The following is a 22,447-nucleotide window of genomic DNA, read 5'->3' on the forward strand; positions in this document are numbered from 1 at the left end:
GGTGTTCCCGGCCCAGACAGGCCGGGAACACCACCCCCGTGGGCGGGTTAGTTGTCCGCAGACTCGCCGGTGGCGGTGCTGGTCAGACCCCGGCGCCGACGCACCGTGAGGACGGTGCCTGCGACGAGCGCGCCGATGCCGGCGACGAGCGCCCCGATGCCGATGCCGGTACCGCCGGTCTGCGCGAGCGCGCCAGGTGTCGTCGAGAACCACGGATCCTCGTCAGTGACCTTCTTGCCCGTGTAGATCGACTCACCGGTTGCGGTGGCGGTGTCACCGTGCAACTGGCCGTCCTTCACACCGGTGAGGGTGCCCTGGCAGTCGATCGACTCCCCCACAGCGAAGTCACCAATCACGTTCGGGGCGATCTCGGAGATCCCGTCGACGCACACGATGTCCTTCACCCTGCCGGCAAGACCCGGGTGGGTCCTATCCGTGACTACGACATTCTTCAGGTTCACGTCACCGGTGTTGGTGACGTGAAGACCGATCCGAGTGCCGTCCTTGAGGTCCTTCTTCGGGATGCTGTACGCCTGGTCGGCCGTGTCGCGGTCACCCTTGGTAAGACCCTCGTCGAGCGTGAACTTCTCGATATCGATCGCCGGGTTCCCCGGCGTCTTCGTCCACACGACGTCGGTCTGACGGTCAACGTTGTTGTACGTCTCCGTGGCGACGTTCTCGACCTTCTCCGCCGGGGCAATACGAACCATCTTCGAGTACACGGAGAACGACTGGGCCAGGTCCAGGCGAGTGTTGATCAGGTCGAAGTACGCCTGCGTGGCCGACGCCGTCAGCGTGTACGACGCCTCATCGAACGCGACGGTGAACAGGTCCCCGTGCGCGTCCTTCATGGAACCGGCACTGTCCGCGACCAGGTCACCCTTCTTGAACACCCGCTCCTCGCCGTCGTAGACGTCGGTGTTCGCGTACACCGCCCAGATGCCCGTGTACGAATCGCGGACCCGGTCGAACGTGTCCGCAAACGACCACTGCGACGAACCGTACGCACGGTCCGCGGGAAGCTCCGAGCTGTTCAGCTCATAGTTGAACACCGAGTTCAGCGGGATCTCCGCCCCGTCAATGGAGTCACCACCGGGGGCAATGACAACGTCCTTGTCCGGGTTGATCGCCTTCAGCGGGTTCGAGACGATCTTCGTCTGCCGGTGCGAGTTCTCCAGATTCTGGCGAGCGATATTCTCGATCACATACCCGTCGACCTCTTTGGTCACCGTCGCCATGATGTCCACGTTGTAGACCGTGCCCATCAGGTCCTGGTTGATGATCGGGTCCGTCTCCGGGTTGATCGGAGCCTCGTCGTACGCCTTCAGGTTCGCCGGCTGCGGGTCACCCGAGACCGTCTCCCCGTTGGGGAGGGTCGTGTCGATCGTCTTCGCGAACGCGTACACGACACCATCGAGGATCTGAATGTTGAACTGATCCGTGACGTCCACACCGGTGGCCTTGTTCGTCAGACGGATACCGGTGGCCGGATCAACCGCGAGATACTCCTCATCGTAGTCATCAACGACTCCCAGCTTATGGACGTTATATGCGAGCTTGTCAGGACCCGGAGTGGCATCCATCGTCACCTGGTACCGAACCTTGTCGCCCTTAACGAGCGTCTTCCCGTCGATGTCGATCAGGTCGATGTCCAAGACCTCCTTGTCCGGGGTGAACGAGGGGATCTCCACCACCGGAACCTTCGTCGCGATCTTCACACCGTTCACGATCTGGAACGCCTGGTTCTTGACCGTGGACCCCGCCGGCGTGGTGTCCTTCACCTGACCGGTGAAACGCATCGTCAACCACCCCTGCGCGGTGTTGCCGAGGATGTTGTCCTTCACCCAGTCGTCCGTGAACGTCGCCGTGAACGAGTTCGACGCGGCATCCCAGGTCAGCTCGTACGCCTTCTTCGACACCGGCTTCGGGTTACCCGCATCCCGAGAGTCCCAGAACTCGACCGAGGTCTTGTTCGGGATGAAGTTCGAATCGAACGAATCCTGCACCGCAAACGACGTGATCTTCTCCCGCACATTCTCCGGAATCACGAGATCCAGACCGACGGAATACTCCAGCTTCTGACCCGGGAACACCGACAACCCGTTGATGTTCTCGTAGGTCTTGTCGCCGGACTCCTCCCCCGAACCGACAACCTCCTTGTTCGGATTCGGCAGCCACGCGTCCCACGTCTCCCGCGGATCCCGATCCGGGGTATCCACCGCGGCCGCCATGCTGCCCTGCTGGGCGACGTGGATGTCGAACCAGTACTCGCCGCCCTGCCAGCTCTCCCAGCCGAAGTCACCCGGCACGAAAGCATCGGAGACGGTATCGCCGTTGTTAGCAATCGCCTTCGACTTCGTGACCTGCTTCGTGGATCCGTCCTCGCCGGTCCAGTTCAGGATCACGTCCGCGTTCACGTTCTCGACGATCGAAGACCCGCCGTTGGACGCGTGGACCGTGTCGTACACCGGCTCCTTACCGCCCGCGATCGCGAACGCATCCTTCGCATCCGTCGTGATACTCAGCGAGTACTGCATCGGCGGCTCAGACTCATTCAAAGCCAGACACATCGCACGCGTCGAGTTACCCGCCGCCTGCGCCTCAGCCACCGCCTCAGCCATCGCTCGGTCGATGGCTGCATGGTATGCGCCAAGGTCCGAGATTCCGGAGGCATCGGTGAGAATGCCCTGACGGCCGGCGCCCACCCACGCGTCATACATGCCCTCAGGGACCGAGGGGTTGATGACACCCGAACCCCACTTGACATCAGGGGTTGCCGACGTAGCCCAGAACATCGCAACCACGCGTGATGTTCCAGGTGCGCCCCCCTTACGAGCATCCGCGCGGTCGAGAGCGACCGAGCAGGCCTGCTGCATCGCCTGGAAGGCATTAGGCGTGAACGATGTGTCCGGGGCTGGCCCAACCGGGTTGTTCGCGAAGAACCAGTTCTGCGAGTCCTCGCCTTGGCCCTGGACAAAAGAGCGGTCGGGGTTGATGTCGTCAAAGATCCATCCATAGGTACGGACGTTCCCATCAGTGCCTCCGCTGCCGGGCACGTTTGCGCCGCCGCTTGCTGCGCTGGCGGGGAGTGCGGTCGCGAGCATTCCCACGCCGAGGAGTGTCGCCGCCAACGCCCCAGCTGTCAGACCACGGGTCGCGCGTCTCGCTCGACCCTCAACTTTTCCCTGACTTGAGGGACCTGAACGGCCCCTCGTCCCTACAATATGAAACGTCCGAGATGAACGCATTTGAGAATTCCCTTTCTCGTTTTCTTGGATAGACGGGGGTTGAGGGTGCAACCTCAACCCCCGTCGCCACACCCCGGTGGGGCGCGAAGCTCATCCCAGGAGAGCGCCCTGACGCATTAGGTGCTGCTACTCCCACACGTTCTTGTCGCCGAGACAGCCGCATGAGCTGGTGTTTCGGGGTGCACCCATTCCTCCGCCCGGGCTGCCGCCGCCGGTCGACGGGGACCCGCCGCCGTTGGATCCGCGGGAGGACGGGTTTCCACCGCCCCCGTTGCTGTTCTGCTGCTGCTGTTGGCGTTGTGCGGCAGCTTGACGCTCGGCTTCCTCAGCGGCCGCCCGACGGGCGGCTTCTGCTTCCCGGTCAATGACTGCCTGGTGCGCGGCCCCTGCCGCCTTCACAGCAGCGATGTACGCGCTCACAAGCCCCGCACGGTCGGCCAGTGGCAGAGACTGTGCGTCGTCCGTAGTGAGAGCGGCCGCGGTGGCAACAACGGCCGCCGTTTCTGCAGGAGCCTTCGCCCAGGACAACGTGGCGCCCTTCTCCGCGGCCGACGCGATCACCGCATCCGCACTGTCCGCCGCAGCGACAGCAGCCTCCATGATTCTCGTCGTGGCCTTCTGCACCAGGTCGATGTGGGAGCGTGTCTTCTTCGTGTCCGATGCGAGAACTGCCGCCTGAGACCGGAGCTCCTCCGCCGTGAACTCCGACACAGGGCGAGCCTCAGCCGACACCTTCCGTTCGCGCTTGAGCGCGTCATGTAGCGCCGGACGGTCAACAATGAACACACCCGACTCGTCCAACGCCAGGTCAGTCTCCGCATACGCGGTCACCTTCGACAACAGATCGGCACGAGTAGCAGGATCGGCCACAGTGCTATCGGTGAGCGTCGACGCTATCGCCAACAGAGAAGGATAATCATCCGTGAGAGCCGCCTCCGCAGCGTGCAATTGCTCAACCGCCTCGCCCTGCGCGTCATAGACGGCGACACGATCGGCCGCGGCCGCCTCGAACGCCTCAACGGCACTCTGACGCTCAACGTGCAGAACAACAAGCACCACGGCGACGGCCGCAATCGCGGCGCCGCAGGCAGCCGCGATGAGCCACCGCTTCCATCGGGGGGCGGGAGTACCAGGCGACGTCGTGTCCTCTGCGATCTCGTAAGTCGAGAGATTAGTCATGTGCTTCTCCAGGTCAGGGGTGGCCCGGCCCTGGAGCAACCGGGCCACCCAATGCTGTCAACGTCGATCGCGTCGACCCCCACCGCCCGTCGGAGGTGAAGCAAGAACACCTCCGCGGGCGTTCAAATTATTGATACCTCGTAGATCATCACAGTTTCTATCGAATTTCACAAATCTGTGCATCCCCGAGTTGAGTTCAGGGTCAATCTGTAGGCTTTTGTCCGTGCTCCCTCACGCTCGCTTGTTCCGACACTCGTTGGCGAGCATTCTGCGAGCAGAGCTCGCTATACACGAGCTTCGCCCGGGGGAGGTGTCCGCGCTCATCGACATGAACCACCAGACCCTTCGTCGGGCGCTCTCGGGCGATCGCGAAGTCACTGTGTACGAGCTTTTGCGACTCGGGGAGGTCTTGAGGATTCCCTCCTCAGTGCTGGTGCAGCGGGCTCTTGACCGAGCAGCGGAGGAAGAGGCTCGCCTGGAGGCCATCGAACACAGAACACGAGAGGAATTCGGGTGAGCATCGCAGTCAGTCGCGGTAGCAACCGCGTCGCGAACGTCATCTCGGAAGTCGGAGGCCCGGCGCCTCTGCTTGCTCTTGGAATCCTGGAGGTTGGAATCTCGGAACAGGCCCTGTTCCCAACGATCGTTGCGCTGTTTACTCTGGCAATCGTGCCGTATCTCGGAACAATCCTGCTCTCACGCGCTGGTCGCGTCTCGGACCGTTTCGTGGGGAACCGTCGTCAACGCCTTCCGATTCTTGTCGGTACTTTGCTGATCGTCCTCGCCGGACTCGTGACCTTGCTTTTGATCCGCTCGCCAGCCGCACTGATCCTGATCTCGGTGACAGCCGTGGTCGCTCTGCTCATCGTCACTGGCATCACCCTGATCTGGAAGATCTCGATCCACGCGACAATCGCGATGTTCTTCGCCGGGCTACAGATCGCCCTTTACGGGCCTGTCGGCATCATCGCATTGCTCATCCCCCTCGCTGTTTCATGGGCACGATATGCGGAGCGAGCTCACACCATCGCCCAGCTGTTCGCAGGCAACGCATTGGGCGTTCTTCTCGTTATTGCCTATGCGATAGCGACACGCGCCCTCAGCTGACGAGTTCGTGAAGGTTGCGGCGACGGCGTATGTACCAGCCTTCGACTGTCAGCGCGAGCGCCCCGACAACGAATCCGAGCGGAGAAAGCCAAGCCGCTGCATCCAACGAGGTCTGCACAACCTGCAAGATGCCCAGGATCGATAGCAGGTACACGGCGCTCAAGACAACCAACCCGACCATGCCGACACTGATGAATCCGTATGCGATCCGTGAGAACCCCGCGCGGGAGGGTGAGGAGATGTACCGCCACAACGGGACTAGAAGCATCCCCGCGAGGATCGACGGATACAGGTGCCCGAGGAATGAATACACCCGGAACCAGTGGGAGTCGTTGAAATCCACTAGGCCGGTCGAACTGTAGTCCGTTGCCCCCATCGGGAACAGTACTACCGCCAGCAGGACCAAGCTGACCGCGCCCGCGAGGATCCCTCTCCTGCTCCGCACGAAACCTTCCACTCGTGGCGCATCAAGGATTCGCGCCAGACCAATCGCGAAGAGCGCTGCTGTTCCGAAGATGAGCAGTCGGACTATCAGGTTTGCGAAGTTGTGCCCGCCCAGCCAGCTGTCAACGGTCAGGTGCACCCAAGGAATCGTGAACAACGTCGCGACCGTGAACACCGCCAACGCGGCAGCGGAGAGCAGGCCTTGACCTTTGAGTACACCTCGAAACTTCAAGCCGAGCACGGCCATGCACAGCAACAGCGCTAGTACGTTCACCAACTACCTCCAGGATTAGCATCTCTCCTGAAGACAGAGGAGCCACCACCTGTTTTCATCACTCGCGAAGCATGTGGACCATCGTCTACGCCGTCGCGGACGGCCGAACCACCGATCGCAGTTGCGGCAGGCTGCGAAGTTCGCCTCTGCCCGTTGACCACCGAACTACGCCTTCGGAGATCACGTCGTCAACGCGCGTCAGGGAGGGCGGCGTGTCCGTGCGACTCCTGTGGTTCTAGGTCTATAGGGTGAGTGCATGTCAGTCGAACGCCTCCCGTGGGGAACCCGTGAACAGCCGAAGAAACTCGGTTACTTCATCGCGGGACCAAGGAAGCAGCAGCTCGAAGAGATGGTGGAGGCTGCCGGAGTCTCCGGCGCGGTTTTTGTCGAGCGTGTGATCGCTCACCTCTACGAGAACAAGACCAACCGGGGGCTTCCAGAATGGTGGCCCGAGCAGGACGCGCAGGATGGGGAGCTGCCTATCGAAGCCGCTTAACGAAAGATCCCGCCGGTGACGACCGGCGGGATTCTTCCAAGTTTTCGATCCTCTGAGCTGGAGACTCTTCGGATCGTATGTGAAGTACCGGGACCAACCGGGGCTTCGTTGTACCTACCAACGCTAGTGAGAAGGTGATGCAATCATACGACGCGATGATGCGGTTTTCCAGTCAGCTGCGCTGATTTCTCGGCGTGTCGCGCCCGATACGGGTGTTTCTGACGGTGGTGGCGCGCCTGGGTGGGCTGTGTGGTTGGAGCCTGGTAGCCCGGCTGCGGAGGTCCTTTCACGGGCCTCGGATGCTCCTGTTGGCGCCGGCGAGTCGTCGTCTGGTGACCGCGATGTTCCGGTGTTGTCTGTCGCAGATGCGTGGGAATTGACGCGTGCGCTTGCTCGGAGGCCGTTCGTGCACCGGATGGTCGCGGAAGCGGACGGGGTGGTCCGTTCGAACCGGTACCCGGTGAACTATCCGGTGGCATCTCCTGTCCCGCCGTCGACGCCCTATTGCATCGATATCGCGGATGGCGAGGGCCGGTTCTGGTTGGCCCCGTTTGATCTGGATGCGAAGCAGCCGGAGGATTTCGAGCAGGCCGTCGAGGATCTCGGCGTGGTGGTGCGGGTGCTGCGGGACGCGGGTGTCCCGTATGTGGTGTGTAAGTCGAGCCCGAAGCCGGCGGGTGGTTTCCATGTCTTCGTTCCGCTCGACGGCGTGGAGTTGCCGGTGATGGAGCAGCTCGCGGATGCGGCGAAGGCGGTGTTGCCGAGCCTTGACCACGGTCTGCTGCGCAATGCCGCGAAGGGTGCGATTCGTCCCCCGGGGGCACCTCACGCGGCCGGCGGTCAGTCGATCGTGATGGAAGGGGACCCGAACCTGCTCCTGTCCCCCACGGTCACCGCCGGCGACCTGTTGCGGGTGATCGCGGGGTTCCGGCAGTTGCGACCCGCCGTCGACCCCACCACGCCCGTCTCGATGTCGAGCGCCGCCGACGAGACAGCCGCGATCGCGGCGCCCGTGTCTCTGCGGACGCATCGCCCGCTGCCGGCATGGGGCGAGGCGCACATGGCGGCGCCAGGCGGTGGCCGCGACCCGTCCCGGAATGGGTACATGTGCTTGTTGGCGGCCGCGGTCGCCGGATGGACGTTGCGCGATGTCACCCATGCGGCACAGGCCTACCCTGGCATGGAGTACTACCGCACGAAGCACAACCCCTCCGGGGGCCCCCGGACTCCTCGCTCGAGGAAAGACACGACCTCCCGCCTCGAGCGGCAGTGGGCGAAAGCGCAGGAGCGCGCGTTGCTGTACCGGTACGCGCCGGCCGACACCGGGCGTGATCTCACCGAGCTCACACGGATGGTCGACGTCTTTGACGGCATGCTGACCGCGTTCCGGGTCTCCCCTGGCCGCTGGTCTCGTGACGAACGCGCGTTCACCGACAGCACCGTCATGACCGGCCTCGCCTGGCTGTCCCTGCGCTCCGGGAAGCGCGACGTCGCGGCAGCGCTGCGCACGATCGCCGACACCACGGGGCTTCCTTCCAGCAGCGTTCACCGGTCGTTGAAGCGCCTGCAGAAGGCCGGGCTGGTGGCCTGCACCCGGGAAAGCGACGGGCCGGATGCTGCGGTGTGGAGGGTCCAAGACACGTTCTCCACATCCCCCGAACACGTTGGGCCACACCACAACATGACCGCCCGCCCCCCGGGCCAGGTCTATGACGCCCGTGCGGTTCTCCTGGCCGAGTTGGAGGAGCGTGTCGTTGCGGGCCGGCATGACGTGTTCACCCGGGCAGGGCTGGGCCCGACAGCGCGACGCGTCTACGAGGCGTTGCGTGCGGAAGACGCGGATGTGGAGCTGGTTGCGGAGCGGGCGGGCCTGCCGGTGGGGCGGGGGCGGGCGGTGCTGCAGCGGTTGCGACGGTACGTGTTGGCTCGGACGAAAGCGGGCCTGTGGCGTCGGCCGTTGCGTGATCAGCGTGCCCGGGCAGCGAAACAGCTGGGCACGGATGGTGTCCTCGCGCGCAGGGCGCGGCGGCATGAGCGGGAGCGGGAGCTGTGGGCGTGGTGGCAGAACCACCTCACCCGCAAGGGCGGCAGATCCGGGAAGAACCGTGCCGGCCCCGGCCAAACCCTCATCTTCCAACTCACCGACACGCACGGCGGCCCCGAGGCCTACCCCTCCTACCCCACATATCCGGACGGGCAAGGGGACCACCACACCGCCTGGCGATACGTGGTCGCCGGACTCCTGCAACAACTGCGCGACACCGAACTCGCCGCGTAGCGGGTGTGTGCGACTGGTTCCGTGGTTCACGGTCCGCGATGATGGAGCAATGTCTTCCCTCGAATCAACGGTTGATCGCGATCGGGAAGCGGACGTGTCCGTCGCGCGGACGCCCGGTGGATCCGAGGCGGGGAAGCCTAACTTCGTCCCCGAGCTGTTCCGTGCTACGACCGCGGGCGACTGACTGGCTCTAGTTCTCCTCGTCGACGACGAGCCGTTGATCTCGTCTGGACAACACCAGGGCGAGGCGACGTCCGAAGCTTTCGTCCTTCAACGCGGGGTTATCTGCGCTTGCTTCTGCTGCGGCGAGAGTCGTGGTCAGGACCGCGACGATTGCAAAGATGGGTCCCATCCACGGAGCCTGAGCGCCAAGAGCCACGCTCGCGACAACGACCGATGCAACGATGAGCAGTCCCGCGATCAGGCTGGCCGCTTTGTGACGGCTGGAGCGTGCAGACCCCAGTGTCAGGCCCGCACTGATCGCAAGAGCTGCTGTGAGCGCGTAGGTGAGAACTTCACCATTGTTTCCAAGGACCATCCGGGGCTCCGTTCCTAGCACGGGAGCCTCTAGATTACGCCGGGGATCGGGGGTGTGGGCGTAGCCTGCAGGCGCAGTTGTGAGACGCCTGTTCCAGGTGGATCATTGGGGACAGGGGTTGGGGGAAGCTCCGGTGTGGGGACGGGGCATGCGAATGTGTGTGGTTGTCTTGGCGTCTTTTCCCCTCCCCTAGGGATGGTGAGACAACCACACACTTCTGCTGTCACTGTTCTGGTCCAGAGGGCCCTTGATCAAGCCGCGGAGGAAGAGGCTCGTTTGTAGGCCTTGGAACACGCACGGCCGCAGCGCGTGAGCGAGGACTGCCCCTCAGCTAGTCTCAAGCTTCTGTTTCTTGCTCCTTGCGCCTGGAAGCAAGGTTGTCATAGCCAACAGGGCCACTGGGAGAAGCTTCAGCTCTCGTGGGTAGCAGCTTGTCGCGCTCTCTTCCGTGAGCTTCGAATCACAGCCATAACCACGGGTAGGGCGATGACTACTGTCGCGGCGACCACGAGGTACTCGTTTAGCCCCAGCGTCACGCCGAGTAGCAGGAGGACCGCTAGCGATACGAGGTACACGGCGAGACTCAGCAGGGCCGAACGCCAGTTCCACGCTCTCATCACAAACCTCCTGGCCTAATCCGTGATGGCGTTTTTCAGCCATCCCCCCACGATAGTGACCCCCAAGGTATAGACAGCAACGTGTACCGGAGCCCCCCCCCAGATCATCTGACCGAGAGGCAGCCACGGAGGACTGCACTCCCGATCAGCCACGAGCCTATGACGAGTATCAATCACCAATACTTTCTGTCCATCCGTAATTTTGTCAAGACATAAATAATGACGGATGTACGTACGCCCGTCGGGTTGTATGGAATGCAGTATTGATTGACGTACAGACGTCTGCCAGGATGGATGGACGGACACCCGTCCATCCTGATGTTGGTGGCGAGAACTGGAAGGAACGCATCCAAGATGCATGTGATCGCGGTAGGGAACCGAAAAGGTGGCGTCGGAAAAACCACGGTGACGCTGAACCTGGGGTGGGCGTACGTGCTGATGGGGAAGAAGGTGCTGATCATCGACCTTGACTCTCAGATGAACGCGACGACCACACTCGAAGCAGCGGGCGAGTTCAACATCTTCGACGTGCTGTACTCGGGACAAGTGGGGACACTTGGCGATGCCATCGTCTCCACGGCCTGGCCAGGGCTCGACGCCGTACCAGGTTCACGTGATGTCGCCCGGATCGAGTCAGAGTCGTTGATGGCTGCCGAGATGAGGCTGAAGACCGCTGCGCATGGGGTGGAAGCTCTCGATGCTTACGACGTCATCCTCATCGATCTGCCACCGTCTTTGGGCAGGCTGACCTTGAACGGTCTGGTCTTCGCAGACGCTGCGATCGCAGTGACCGAGCCTCAGTCGTTCTCCGTGAGTGGCTTGAGTGACTTTCTCGATGTCATCCAAAAAGTTCGATCGATGCCAACTCTGAACCCAGCTCTGCGGTTCGGTGGAATCGTTGTGAACCGAGTGAGCAGCTCGCCTATCACATTGGAACACAAGTTCCAGCTCGCCGAGATTGAAGCTGCCTATGGTGAAGCAGTCCTTCAGCCGTACATTCCCGTAGCCACATCAATGCAGGACTCGAGTTCAAGTCATGTCCCGTTGACCAGGCTAGGGCGGCGTGGAGCACGATTGCACGAGACGTTCGTTGAACTCGCCCGAACGCAGAAGGAGGCGCTCTGATGGCACCCGTGGAAAGGAAGTCGGCGCTCGCGAAGGCTCCGACGATCGATGTCGTCGAGGCGCTCACCGCCCCAGCGCCGGCTGTGGAAACCCCAGCAGCATTGGAACAGCGCGAAACAAGCTCAAGCCCAGCGGCTCAGCGCGACACGGAGGCTTCCTCTTCCGTCGTTCCCAACACGCAACGGGAGGCGAAGCCCAAGGGTGAGATCAGTCCTTCGTCCGTCCGAAGAGGACCTGGAAGGCCACGATCACGTCGCCGAATGGAACCGCTCTCGACAAAGATCGACATCGAGCTCCGTGACGAAGTCGACGCCTATCTGCTGCAGCATGACATGACATTCGTCGACCTGCTCGACGAAGCCCTGCGTGCGAAGCTCGCAGAGTTTTCAGGGGATCGGTGATCGGCGGCCTCCGCTGACGAATCGCCGGGCGGTATCCGACACGCGCGGGACGCATGGCCATGAAACGCAATATTGAGCTAACGGTACGGCCCGATGACTACCCGAAAAACGGGGGAGCGGACCCGCCAGGTAGTGAAGTTGCTTGCCAGGCGGCGCGGAAGGAGTCGAGACTCGCACGCCGAGGCTGAAAGCTAACGGCAGATCAAGCAGAAAACCGCAAGTCATCCGCAAATTCGGGAGACTTCAAGTTGTTAACGTTCATCGCACAGACCACCATCTGATGCGAGGAACACCATGGCACGGCACCGTAAGCCCTACGTCCCGTCGACGCAGCTCGAGTTCGACCTGTGGGGGAGCGGTGAGGAGGAAACTGCGACCGCGGCGACCAAGAGTGAATCGAGGACGACGGATGGTGTGGACACCACATCCGGCATGGTTGCTGGACACGGAAACGTCGCGGACGGCCGCGACGTGGATGGCCAGCTTTATGGCGGCGCTCACAGCGAATCGAGGGCACATGAACCAGTTCGGGCTGCTTCTGAGGGACTTCTGGAAGTCCCATCGACCGAAGGCGTACGCGGAGATTCCGGATCCGGAGTCGTTCTTCACTCGGGCGGGGGAGGAGATCTCGTTGGCGATCGCGGAGCTGACGCCGACTCTCGCCGGAGCGGATCTGCCTGGCGAGGAAGCTCTGGCGAAGGTAGCCCGGTTGGCGAACGCCCGGGCCCAAGCCACGGAGATGGCCTTGATGGACTCCGGGTTGTGGACGGATCCGGAGATCTCGCGCGAGGAGTGGGAGGGATCGACGCAGGATCACGTGGAGGCGTTGATCGACTGGGCGTGGCTGATGGCGGAGCAGCTGGAGGGGGAGGCGAACCACGATCTGACGATCGAGGCCGCAGCGTCCAGGTTCCTGCTGCCGCCGACGTTCCTGCAGGAGATGGCAGAAGCGACCTCACCTCGCGCGTTCTTGAAGGAACCGGAGCACTGGGCGGTGTGGCTGGACAGCATCGAGATGCGCTGGGTGAGGGACAGCACCACTCCCTGAGGTTCCGGCCTGCAGGCGGGGTCGATCTTGCCCCGTCGGGGGCCCGTGCCCGGTATGCGGCGAATGTCGACGCGATCCGCGTGCTGCGCATGCTCGAGGACATGCAGCGCCCCGCGACGGCGGATGAGCAGCGCGTCCTGGCCGGCTGGTCGAGCTGGGGAGCGGTCCCGGAAGTGTTCGACGAGTCGAAGACCGAGTGGAGCACCCAGCGGAGTGAGCTTCTGGCCCTCCTCAGCGCCGACGAGTGGCGTCAGGCGCGCCGCACGACGCTCTCGGCCCACTACACCTCACCCGACTACGTGGAGGCCGTCTGGGAGGCTGTGGCGGCCCTGGGGTTCGATGGGGGAGAGGTGCTGGAGCCGGGGTCTGGGTCCGGGACGTTCCTGGGGATGGCGCCGTCGACCGCCCGCATGACGGGTGTGGAGTTGGACACCACGACAGCCCGGATCTCTCAGGCCCTGTACCCGGCCGCGACAGTCCGTGCAGAGTCGTTCGTCGACACGGCGTACCCCACCGGGTACTTCGACGCGACGATCGGGAACGTGCCGTTCGCTAACGTCGTCCCGCACGACCGGGTCGATAACGCGAACGGGCACTCGCTGCACAACTACTTCATCCTGAAGAGCCTGCGCCTGACCCGCCCGGGCGGTCTTGTCGCTGTCCTCACTAGCCACTACACCCTCGACGCCGGTAACCCCGGTGCCCGCCGTGAGATGAACGCGATGGCGGACTTGGTCGGCGCGGTCCGTCTCCCCTCGGGCGCGCACCGGCGCACCGCCGGCACCGAGGCCGTCACCGACTTGCTGATCTTCCGCCGCCGCGAGCCCGGCACACCGCCCGCCGACCGCCTCTGGGAGGGCGTGACAGCGCGCATGGTCGACGGGGTGAAGACTCGCGTGAACTCGTACTTCGACCGTCGGCCCGAGCACATCCTCGGCACGCTTCACGTCGGGCAGGGCATGTACGGATCCGAGACCACGCACGTGCGCGCCCTCGGGGACCTCCAGGACGTGCCCGCGCAGCTGCGCGACGCCCTGTCGAGCGTCCTCGCCGACGCCGAGCACGCCGGACACCGCATGACACCCCGCACAGACACTGCCCCTGCCCCTGTCCTCGCTCAAGCGGCAGAAGCCGAGTGGGGTGGGACGATCCACGCGCTGCCCAACGGGAAGTTCGAGACGACAACCCGGGAGGGGCGTGTCCCGTTGAAGGTGCCGAAGTCCGCGGCCGTCGAGCTGCGAACGCTGCTCGAGCTGCGTGACCACGCGAAACGTCAGCTGGCCACCGAACGCATCGCCGTCGACGACACCACAGAGCTGCAGGACGGACGTGCGGCGCTACGCGCCGCGTGGGATCGGTACGTGCACCGGTACGGCCCGGTCAACCGGTACACGTCGACGTCGACGGGACGCACGAACGAGGCCGGTGAGGTGATCCTCGCCCGCCGCACCCCGACCGCACCCCGGCTGCTTCGCGACGACCCGTTCGGGCCGCTCGTGTTCGCCCTCGAGGTATTCGACGAGGAACAGCAGACCGCACAGCCGGCGGCGCTCCTCGAGCGCCGCGTCATCGTCCCTCGCCCGGAGAAGCAGGGTGCCGACAGCCCCCTGGAAGCGCTGAACCTCAGCCTGGACCGCACCGGCACCGCCGACCTCCAGCTGATCGCCGACCTTCTCGGCGAAGAACCACACCAGGCGCGGCAGCTGCTCGCCGACCTGGTCTACGACGACCCCGCGACCGATGCGATCCTTCCTGCCGCCGCGTACCTGTCGGGGAACATCGCGGACCGTCTCGACGTCGCCCGCACAGCGGCCGCCGCCGACGACCGGTACCGGGCGAACGTGGAGGCGCTGGAGAAGGTTCTCCCGGAGCCACTGACACCGGAGGAGATCTCCGCGAAGATCGGTGCGGTCTGGATCAGCCCGGACATTCACGAGGAGTTCTTGCAGGAGCTGCTGCGTGACCGGAACCTCACCGTCACGAACCCGCTCCCGGCCGAGTGGCAGGTGCGCGGCGCGCAACGATACACGGTGCTCGCCACCAGCGAATGGGGCACCGAACGGCGCCCAGCATCGGACTTGTTCGAGGCGCTCGCGAACCAGGCGCGGGTCCGTGTCGACGACAAGATCAAGGACGTCGACGGCCGCGAACGGCTCGTGTTCAACGCGGCCGAGACGACCGCCGCGCAGGAGAAAGCTGACCTCATCCAGCAGCGGTTCGAGGAATGGGTGTGGGAAGACCCCGACCGCGCGCGGGCATTGACCGCGATCTACAACCGCACCTTCAACTCCATCGCGCTGCGCGACTACACCGCCGAAGGGAACTGGCTCACCTTCCCCGGCATGGCCGAGAAGTTCGAGCTGCGCTCCCACCAACGCGCCGCCGTCGCCCGCATGATCTCCGAACCCGCCGTCGGCCTGTTCCACGAAGTCGGCTCAGGAAAAACGGCCGAGATGGTAGCCGGGGCGATGGAGCTCAAGCGGATGGGCATGATCACCAAGCCCGCCGTCGTCATCCCGAACCACATGCTCGAGCAGTTCACCCGCGAGTGGATGCAGATCTACCCGGACGCCAAGGTCCTCGCCGCGAGCACCGACACCCTCGCCGGCGACAAGCGCCGACTGTTCGTCGCCCGTGCCGCGGCGAACGACTGGGACGCGATCATCATGACCCGCGAGGCGTTCCGCCGTCTCCCTGTCGAACCGGAGACATCAACCACCTACCTCAACCGCGAGATCGACCTCATGCGCCAGGCGCTGGACTCCGACACCAGCATGGACCGGCAGACCATCAAGCGGATCGAGAAGAAGGTCGCCCGTCTCGAGGAGAAGCAGAAGGCCCTCCTCGACGTCGACCGCGACCCAGGGATCACATTCGAAGCCACCGGGATCGACTACCTCATCATCGACGAGCTCCACGACTACAAGAACCTGTCCACCGTCTCCCGCATCCCCGACGCGAACATCGACGGCGCCGCCCGTTCCACTGACCTCGCCGTGAAGCTGGAGTACTTGCGCGCCACCCACGGCCACCGCGTCGTCACCGGCGCGACGGCCACCCCGATCGCGAACAGCATCACCGAAGCGCACGTCATGATGCGCTATCTGCGCCCCGATCTGCTCCGCGCCGCCGGCGTCGAACAGTTCGACGCGTGGGCGGCGACCTTCGGCCGCACCGTCGACGAGATCGAAATGGCTCCCCAGGGTGGGGGAGCGTTCCGGATGAAGACCCGGTTCGCGAAGTTCCAGAACGTCCCCGAGATGCTGCGCATGTGGCACGTGTTCGCGGACGTGAAGACCGCCGACGACCTCGACCTGCCCACCCCGCCGTTGCGCGCCCGCGCGGATGGGAAGCGGATCCCGGAGACGATCGCGATCGACCCGACCCCTGAGGTCCTCGACTACGTCCGCGCCCTGGGAGAGCGTGCCGATGCCGTGGCCGCTCGGGAGGTGTCCCCGGAAGAGGACAACATGCTGAAGATCTCCACGGACGGCCGCAAGGCGGCTCTGGACATCCGTATGGTCGACCGGCACGCGCACCCCGCCCACAGTCCGCTCGACACGGTGGCTGACAACATCGCCCGCATCCACCACGAGCACGCCGGCGACACGTTCACCGACACTCGCACCGGTCAGCCCAGTCCGCTCCCGGGTGCCCTGCAGATCGTGTTCTGCGATCTGGGAACTCCGAACCCGGCCCGGTGGAACGCCTACGACGAGCTGCGCGCGAAGCTCGTTGACCGTGGTGTTCCCGCCGGCGGAATCCGCTTCGTCCACGAAGCGAAGAACGACCACGAGAAAGCACGCCTGTTCGCCGCCGCCCGCGACGGCGGCGTCGCCGTCCTCATCGGCTCCACGATGAAGATGGGCGTCGGCACCAACGTCCAGGCCCGCGCCGTCGCCCTCCACGACGTCGACGCGCCCTGGAAGCCCGCCGAGGTCCACCAGCGCCACGGCCGCATCATTCGCCAGGGCAACCAGAACCCGGAAGTCGAGATCTACCAGTACGTCGTCACCGGCACCTTCGGGGCCTACATGTGGCAGGCGATCGAACGCAAGAGCCGGTTCATCAACCAGATCATGCGCGGACGCCTCGACGTCCGCGAACTCGACGACCTCGGCTCCGACACCCTCTCCGCCGCCGAGGCGAAGGCCCTGGCCAGCGGAAACCCGCTGCTGCTGGAACGATCCGTCGCCCTGAACGAGATGACGCGCCTGGAACGCCTCGAACGTGCCTGGCACCGCAACCAGCGCACCCTCCACGCCACCGTCCGCGGAATCGACGCCCGCGAGAGCGACCTGACCACCAGGATCACCACCCTCGAAGACGCCCGAGGCCGAGCACAAGACCTCAGTGGCGATCGGTTCCGGATCACCGTCGGCGATCGCCAGCACACCAGCCGGGCCGACGCCGCAGCCGCAGTACGGTCCTGGGCCGACCGCGCCGGAATCCGCTGGGCGCGCCCCCTCGTCGACGACCGGCCACGCGGCATCGTCGGCGAGATCTCCGGATTCCCCATTCGCGCCCGCACCCACACCGACCTCGGCATCGTGCATCTGCAGCTCGACCTCGAAGGGATCCCCGGCGCCCGAGTCCGCATCGCTGCAAGCCGCGCCGTCGAATCCGACGACATCGGCCTCATCCGCATGCTCGAAAACCGCGTCACCGACATCCCCCAGATGATCACCACCGCCCGCGACGACCTCGACGCACTCGCCACTGCCCGCGCGGACGCCGAACGCGGCCTCATGAAACCCTTCACCCACACCGAAGCCCTCGACCAGGCGCGCAGCGACCTGCACCACATAGACGAACAACTCGCCGCGCTGGCCGCCGACGATGCGCCCGCGCCGGAACCCTCCTCCATCGTCGCGCCTGACGACACGCACGGTGCCGTACAGAGCAACGTCGATGCGCCGACGACGGGATCAGCCGTTGCCCTCGCGGAAAGGGCAGAGCAGCTGCTCGCCAAAGTTCGCGCCTCCGTCACAGCGTTCGAAACAGCCCACAACCCCGCACCCACCTTCGACCCACAGGCGACACTCGCGCAACAGCCACGAGGACCGAGACCCTGAGAGTGTCGGCTACCCAGCCGCACGCGAGGACCAATGGAACGCCGCCGGGACGAGCCGCTCATCTCAACCGAGCGCGAACTAGAACGAATGTTCGATCCTTGTTAGCCTGGTGTGCGGCCGGAGGAAGGAGCCGGCATGGGCAATCCCGGGGCAACGCTCTCGGCATACAACGACATGCGCTCACAGGCCCAGTCCGTATCTGCCGCTGCGAAGCGCGGGCCTCTGCAGTCGCTGACTGATCGTGAGCTCGCCGTACGGGAGCAGCCGATGACGATCTACCCGCACGCTCTCCAGCGTCGCGTGCGCGCATGGGTGCGGTTCGGTGAAGAGCCGATCCGCGTAGACGCAAAGCTGGTCCGCTCCACCCCTCTCGCCGCAGGAATTGAGTTCAGAGGCGAAGACCAAACGTTCCGATGCTGGGTCTGGGGGAGCGCGGTTCAACTCAACGCCGAAGACCAGCCATGAACGCTTGCTGAAGGGGGCGCTCACAGGCGCGGCGGCGGGCCCCCATCGCGGCCATCCCGCCACCGCTCAACAGCCCAGACGACAAGCACCACGATCAGATCCTTCACCAGCTCGAACATGACTTCCTCGAAGTAGCTCATACCCCACCACCCCTGCGGCAAGGACCCCGAGCTACTCAAGATTCTTGGCCCCAGGGCTGTGCTCGCCCGTTGCGGATTGGCTCCCGCGATCACGCGGTGGGCGAGGGGTGATCCCCTCGCGCTCCCCCAGGCCACGACCAGGACGCCGCCGCCTACCCCCTGACCACCTGGGGACAGCACGAGCTCTCTCCTTCGGGCTCGTCCTGCCCACAGGTGGACAGCGGGACCCCACCCCACCGCCGGACCACCGGGCGCACCCCCACCCACGCGAACACCTCACCCCCGCCTCTCGTGCGCCCCGTGGACCGCCTCGCCCGCGGACGGTGCGAGCGCGCCCACCACGCGCCGATCTATTGGGGTGGGGGCGACCGTCGTCATCGAGATGGTCGGGGCTTGCCAGCTAATGACGGAGGAATGGGGGAGCAGGGCGAGCATCAAGTACCAGGCCAGCCTCCCGAGAGCCCGTGAAACGTCCGCACCCCACAGGTGAGGGCATGAGTGCATGCGGTCCCGGAAGCGCACGCCAGCGTTGCGCCACGGGGATTCCCAGCCCACCCAACACCCAGCGGCCCCGGCGCTAACGGTCCAGAAAACACCAGACCAGAACACAAAAACGGGTTGATTTGAGCGGGTCAATCCGGGTAGAATAGGGATACGGAAACAGACATACGGAACTAGGGAAAACATCATGAGCATCACGGTCTACACAAAGCCCAGCTGCGTCCAGTGCAACGCCACCTACCGGGCCCTCGACGCCCAAGGCCTCACCTATGAGATCCGTGATCTCACCGAAGACCCCACAGCGCTCGAGCAGGTCAAAGCCCTCGGTTACCTGCAGGCCCCGGTCGTCATCGCCGACGCTGGCCACTGGTCTGGATTCCGTCCCGACAAGATCGCCGAACTCGCCTCCCGCATCGGCTGAGCGCGATTATGAACACCTCAACCACCACGGCGCCGGCACCGATTATCGAACGCCCCCACATCTCCTGGGAAACCTGGAACTTCATGCGCCAGAGGATCGCCGAGCTCGAAGCCACCAACATCCAGCTGCAGGCCGACGTGACCCACTGGGAACAACAGACCAACCACTGGTATCTGAAGGCCAACTACACCGACGTCGAACGGCAGCTCATGTACCGCCGGCGCTCCCGCGGCGCCGACGAGCTCACGGGCGAATGGCAGCCCGCCGCACAGCAGAGCGCGGTCGCATGAGCCATCGTCACGGGGGAGCAGTAGCCCTCGTCGCCGTCGTTGCCCTTACGGGCTGCACGCCCACCGTGCTCGCCTCAACTACCGAGCCTGTCACCGAGACGGTCGAAGTTATCGCGGCCGTCGACGGCGATACCATCGACGTCGCAACCGGTGAAGGGACCGCCCGGGTGCGTCTGATCGGGATCGATACCCCAGAGATCGGACGCGGGGGAGAGGCCAGCGAATGCTGCGCCGAAGAAGCCCGCAGCTTCCTCGACGACCTGCTCTACAGAAACCAGGTTTACCTCGTCCCCGACCCCACCCAGGCCGACGTCGACAGGTACGGCCGACTGCTCCGCCATGTCCTCATCGACGGGCGCAGCGCCGCAGAGCTTGCGATCGCCGCCGGTGCCGGCTACGAGTACACCTACGACGTCCCCTATGAAGGGCAGGGCGCTCATCGGGATGCTCAGGACGTAGCAGCGGGGAGAGGTGTGGGGCTCTGGTCTTCCTGCGGGTAGTGCGTCCCCTGAGCGATGCCAAGGCGTGTGCCCGACACCACGCCGAGTTCAGCGGATCCGCGCAGGTGCCCGGCGATGAAGATTGCTCGGGTGATTCCTTCGGACGGATATGGCTGATTTCGCCAGTGACCCGAGACCCAGTGGAGGCGCGCGTCCCGCCTATTCGCAGCGGCGTCACGTTCGTACTGTCCTTCCTCCGGGCGGAGAAGATAAAACCGCCGCACACTAGGGGAGGCGATCCCACGGGAGATCGCGCGACGTTCCAGGCCGGAGGGAAGCGACGCCCTATCGGTTGCTGTCCGGTCTGTTCGCGTGACAGCCGCAATCGACTGCAGAAGCCGAAGAATGACGGTGTCATTGGGCGCGAACCGGACATACACATGTCGGGGGAAGCCAAGATACGGCTCAAGCTCACGGGTTCCCGGTGTCGCCTCCTTCCAGGCCATGACATGTACGAACCCGCCACGCTTCGTCTCCCACGTGATGGCCCGCACCGCGTGATCGATGATCGGGTCGCCGGGTCGATGCTCGCTGAAACGCCAAGCGGGTAGGAGGTCTTCAATCTGAAGAGGCTCGGCGAACACGAGGCAGCCACTCGGAGAGAGAAGGTCCTCGGGGTGAAACGGTGCGTCGTCAGGAATCAAGACCGCCGCGCCGACAGCCATGTCCGCAAACGCCGGGTCCACCCAGATGGGCGCAAACCGCGCCCAAAGGGCTGCGTAGTCCAAGGCCTGCTGCGCAACCGGTGTGCGCCAGAGCGGGGGAATTGGTTCTGCTATGGCACCAGTCATCGCGAATCCCTGCTTGCTGAGGAAATAGTCGACCATCAACGACTGCAACTTGAGTACACGGGGTGGTTCCCACCGGTGTTCGATCGGAAATCGCTCTGCAACAAGGGGTTCAAACATGGCGCTGAGAGTACCCTCTGGGTCCGACATCCCGAGCCCTGCGTCAACCTAAGTTGACATAATCATCATTATCGGTTAATCCTCATTAACTGAGTGTGCCGTGAGGGCTGGTTGCACGGTTGACATGGTTGACACCATGGGGGATACTGGTTGACATAGTTGACATGGAGGTTGTGATGTCCTTGCTCGCACCGGAAGACCCTCAGAGGCAGCAGCAGGAACGTGCGCGGAAGATCGCGGCCGACGTGTACGACCAGCTGGTCAATATGGCCAACCATGGAACGAACCTCAGTGCACTTGGTCCCACAACGGACGTTGCCCGAACCATGGTCGGGCGGCTCGCTACGGCAAAGAATCCGTGGGCCGACATCGTTGGTCCTTGCTACACGAGCGGCGCGTTGCAGCGCGAACTCGGCGTCTCGCGCGCGGCCGTTTCGAAGGCGGTCAAAGAGCTACGGATCCTTCGTGTGACGACGTCCGATGGCGTGAACCTTTACCCCGCATTTCAGATTCACGGGAACGCCATCGTTCCGGGACTGGACCGAGTTCTGCGTGTCCTCGCGGTCGGCACCAACAGCACGTGGACGTGGGGCCAATGGCTGAACGGCGCGGGCAATGATGATGACGGTACGCCTCTCTCCCGCAACATCGACCGTCTGATCGCCGGCGACATCGAGGGAGTCGTACGCGACGCCGAGCACGATGCTGCGGCGTGGGCTGCATGAGCGCCGTGCAAGGCCCCGCTCCCGCTTCCGCTGAACTACGCACCTTTCCAGTTGTGACGCTCTCTGCGGGGCAGGCCATGTTCCGGGCGCATCACGCCTCGCGCGACGCATGGTGGTTCGACAACGGGCCGGGGGGACGGTTCAACCTTCGTGATGACCGCGGCACGTGCTGCACCGCTACCTCGCTTGCCACAGCGGTGCGCGAGCGAGTGCGTGAGAACGTAACACGGGACAAGGTTGTTGACACCGTGTTCGCGGATGAGTTCGTGGTCTCCACGGTCGTCGCACCGGTTCCATTTGAATGCGCTGCGGTTAGCCATGACGATGCCGCCAACCACGGCGTCGTTCGCGAGCTCGTATCCATGCATGACTACGCCGTACCTCAGGGGTGGGCGGCCGCCCTCGATGGTGCCGGATTCGACGGAGTCTTCTACGGCAGCGCATACACGACCGGCGACCCGAGCGCTTACGCCCTCTTCGGGCCGGCCGGTGCCCCGGCCTCAGACGCGGGCTACATTGAGACGCGCTTCATGAGCGGCGCCGCCGCATGCAGAGCGCTCGGCTGGACAGTGAGCACTCCCCACTCATCGGGTATGACCGTCATCGACTGATCTGAGTGCACCAGGCCCCGCCGGTTGCCAGAGTCTTCTTCGTGACTCGCGTGCGA

Annotated in this window: 17 protein-coding genes; 12 read left to right on the forward strand and 5 right to left on the reverse strand. The window is 64.3% G+C overall.

Annotated elements, in window-relative coordinates:
* Positions 1–47 precede the first annotated feature (47 nt).
* Both ACWGO6_RS16810 and ACWGO6_RS16815 read right to left on the reverse strand, forming a co-directional pair.
* Positions 48–2,537, reverse strand: a complete 2,490-nt coding sequence (locus ACWGO6_RS16810) for an LPXTG cell wall anchor domain-containing protein (RefSeq protein WP_452327348.1) — start codon at positions 2,535–2,537, stop codon at positions 48–50.
* Positions 2,538–3,374: 837 nt separating this feature from the next.
* Positions 3,375–4,427 carry a hypothetical protein gene (locus ACWGO6_RS16815; protein ID WP_452327349.1) on the reverse strand — a complete coding sequence of 351 codons (1,053 nt, stop codon included), beginning with the start codon at positions 4,425–4,427 and terminating at the stop codon, positions 3,375–3,377.
* A gap of 513 nt (positions 4,428–4,940) precedes the next feature.
* On the opposite strand from ACWGO6_RS16815, the gene ACWGO6_RS16820 reads away from it, so the two are divergent.
* Entirely contained in the window at positions 4,941–5,534 is a 594-nt protein-coding gene (locus ACWGO6_RS16820) for a hypothetical protein (protein WP_452327350.1), read from the forward strand.
* Here the strand turns inward: ACWGO6_RS16820 and ACWGO6_RS16825 are convergent.
* Complete coding sequence (locus ACWGO6_RS16825) at positions 5,527–6,252, reverse strand: hypothetical protein (RefSeq protein ID WP_452327351.1); 726 nt, start codon at positions 6,250–6,252, stop codon at positions 5,527–5,529. The two genes, ACWGO6_RS16820 and ACWGO6_RS16825, sit on opposite strands and share 8 nt — an antisense overlap.
* A gap of 256 nt (positions 6,253–6,508) precedes the next feature.
* Here ACWGO6_RS16825 and ACWGO6_RS16830 point away from each other — a divergent pair, with 256 nt between their 5' ends.
* Together ACWGO6_RS16830 and ACWGO6_RS16835 are read left to right on the forward strand one after the other, a co-directional pair.
* Positions 6,509–6,748, forward strand: a complete 240-nt coding sequence (locus tag ACWGO6_RS16830; RefSeq protein WP_452327352.1) for a hypothetical protein — start codon at positions 6,509–6,511, stop codon at positions 6,746–6,748.
* Positions 6,749–7,220: 472 nt separating this feature from the next.
* Positions 7,221–9,026 carry a MarR family transcriptional regulator gene (locus ACWGO6_RS16835; RefSeq protein ID WP_452327353.1) on the forward strand — a complete coding sequence of 602 codons (1,806 nt, stop codon included), beginning with the start codon at positions 7,221–7,223 and terminating at the stop codon, positions 9,024–9,026.
* Between the two features lie 190 nt (positions 9,027–9,216).
* Here ACWGO6_RS16835 and ACWGO6_RS16840 read toward each other — a convergent pair whose 3' ends face one another.
* Positions 9,217–9,564 (reverse strand): hypothetical protein, encoded by a 348-nt coding sequence (locus ACWGO6_RS16840; protein ID WP_452327354.1) that lies wholly within the window; start codon positions 9,562–9,564, stop codon positions 9,217–9,219.
* Between the two features lie 911 nt (positions 9,565–10,475).
* Here ACWGO6_RS16840 and ACWGO6_RS16845 point away from each other — a divergent pair.
* The 7 genes from ACWGO6_RS16845 (at position 10,476) to ACWGO6_RS16875 (ending at position 20,147) form a co-directional block, all read left to right on the forward strand.
* The gene (locus ACWGO6_RS16845; protein WP_452327355.1) at positions 10,476–11,306 is read left to right on the forward strand and encodes a ParA family protein; all 831 of its coding nucleotides are present in this window, start codon (positions 10,476–10,478) and stop codon (positions 11,304–11,306) included.
* Entirely contained in the window at positions 11,306–11,707 is a 402-nt protein-coding gene (locus ACWGO6_RS16850; protein WP_452327356.1) for a hypothetical protein, read from the forward strand. The genes ACWGO6_RS16845 and ACWGO6_RS16850 overlap by 1 nt, the downstream gene beginning before the upstream one ends.
* Before the next feature lie 517 nt (positions 11,708–12,224).
* On the forward strand, positions 12,225–12,755 hold the full coding sequence (locus ACWGO6_RS16855; protein WP_452327357.1) for a hypothetical protein: 531 nt from the start codon (positions 12,225–12,227) through the stop codon (positions 12,753–12,755).
* A gap of 89 nt (positions 12,756–12,844) precedes the next feature.
* A complete protein-coding gene (locus ACWGO6_RS16860; RefSeq protein ID WP_452327426.1) occupies positions 12,845–17,830 on the forward strand; it encodes a DEAD/DEAH box helicase family protein in 4,986 nt (1,661 codons plus the stop codon).
* 1,293 nt (positions 17,831–19,123) lie between these two features.
* Positions 19,124–19,357: a glutaredoxin-like protein NrdH gene (gene nrdH / locus ACWGO6_RS16865; protein ID WP_452327358.1), complete on the forward strand. Its 234-nt coding sequence runs from the start codon at positions 19,124–19,126 to the stop codon at positions 19,355–19,357.
* Between the two features lie 83 nt (positions 19,358–19,440).
* Positions 19,441–19,647: a hypothetical protein gene (locus tag ACWGO6_RS16870; protein WP_452327359.1), complete on the forward strand. Its 207-nt coding sequence runs from the start codon at positions 19,441–19,443 to the stop codon at positions 19,645–19,647.
* A complete protein-coding gene (locus ACWGO6_RS16875; RefSeq protein WP_452327360.1) occupies positions 19,644–20,147 on the forward strand; it encodes a thermonuclease family protein in 504 nt (167 codons plus the stop codon). Before ACWGO6_RS16870 ends, ACWGO6_RS16875 begins: the two co-directional genes overlap by 4 nt.
* Here ACWGO6_RS16875 and ACWGO6_RS16880 read toward each other — a convergent pair.
* Entirely contained in the window at positions 20,096–21,055 is a 960-nt protein-coding gene (locus ACWGO6_RS16880; RefSeq protein ID WP_452327361.1) for a hypothetical protein, read from the reverse strand. The genes ACWGO6_RS16875 and ACWGO6_RS16880 overlap by 52 nt on opposite strands.
* A gap of 176 nt (positions 21,056–21,231) precedes the next feature.
* On the opposite strand from ACWGO6_RS16880, the gene ACWGO6_RS16885 reads away from it, so the two are divergent.
* Together ACWGO6_RS16885 and ACWGO6_RS16890 are read left to right on the forward strand one after the other, a co-directional pair.
* On the forward strand, positions 21,232–21,780 hold the full coding sequence (locus ACWGO6_RS16885) for a hypothetical protein (RefSeq protein ID WP_452327362.1): 549 nt from the start codon (positions 21,232–21,234) through the stop codon (positions 21,778–21,780).
* Positions 21,777–22,391 (forward strand): RES family NAD+ phosphorylase, encoded by a 615-nt coding sequence (locus tag ACWGO6_RS16890; protein WP_452327363.1) that lies wholly within the window; start codon positions 21,777–21,779, stop codon positions 22,389–22,391. The genes ACWGO6_RS16885 and ACWGO6_RS16890 overlap by 4 nt, the downstream gene beginning before the upstream one ends.
* The last annotated feature ends 56 nt before the right edge of the window (positions 22,392–22,447 follow it).

It is taken from the genome of Microbacterium sp. NPDC055665 (assembly GCF_053618035.1).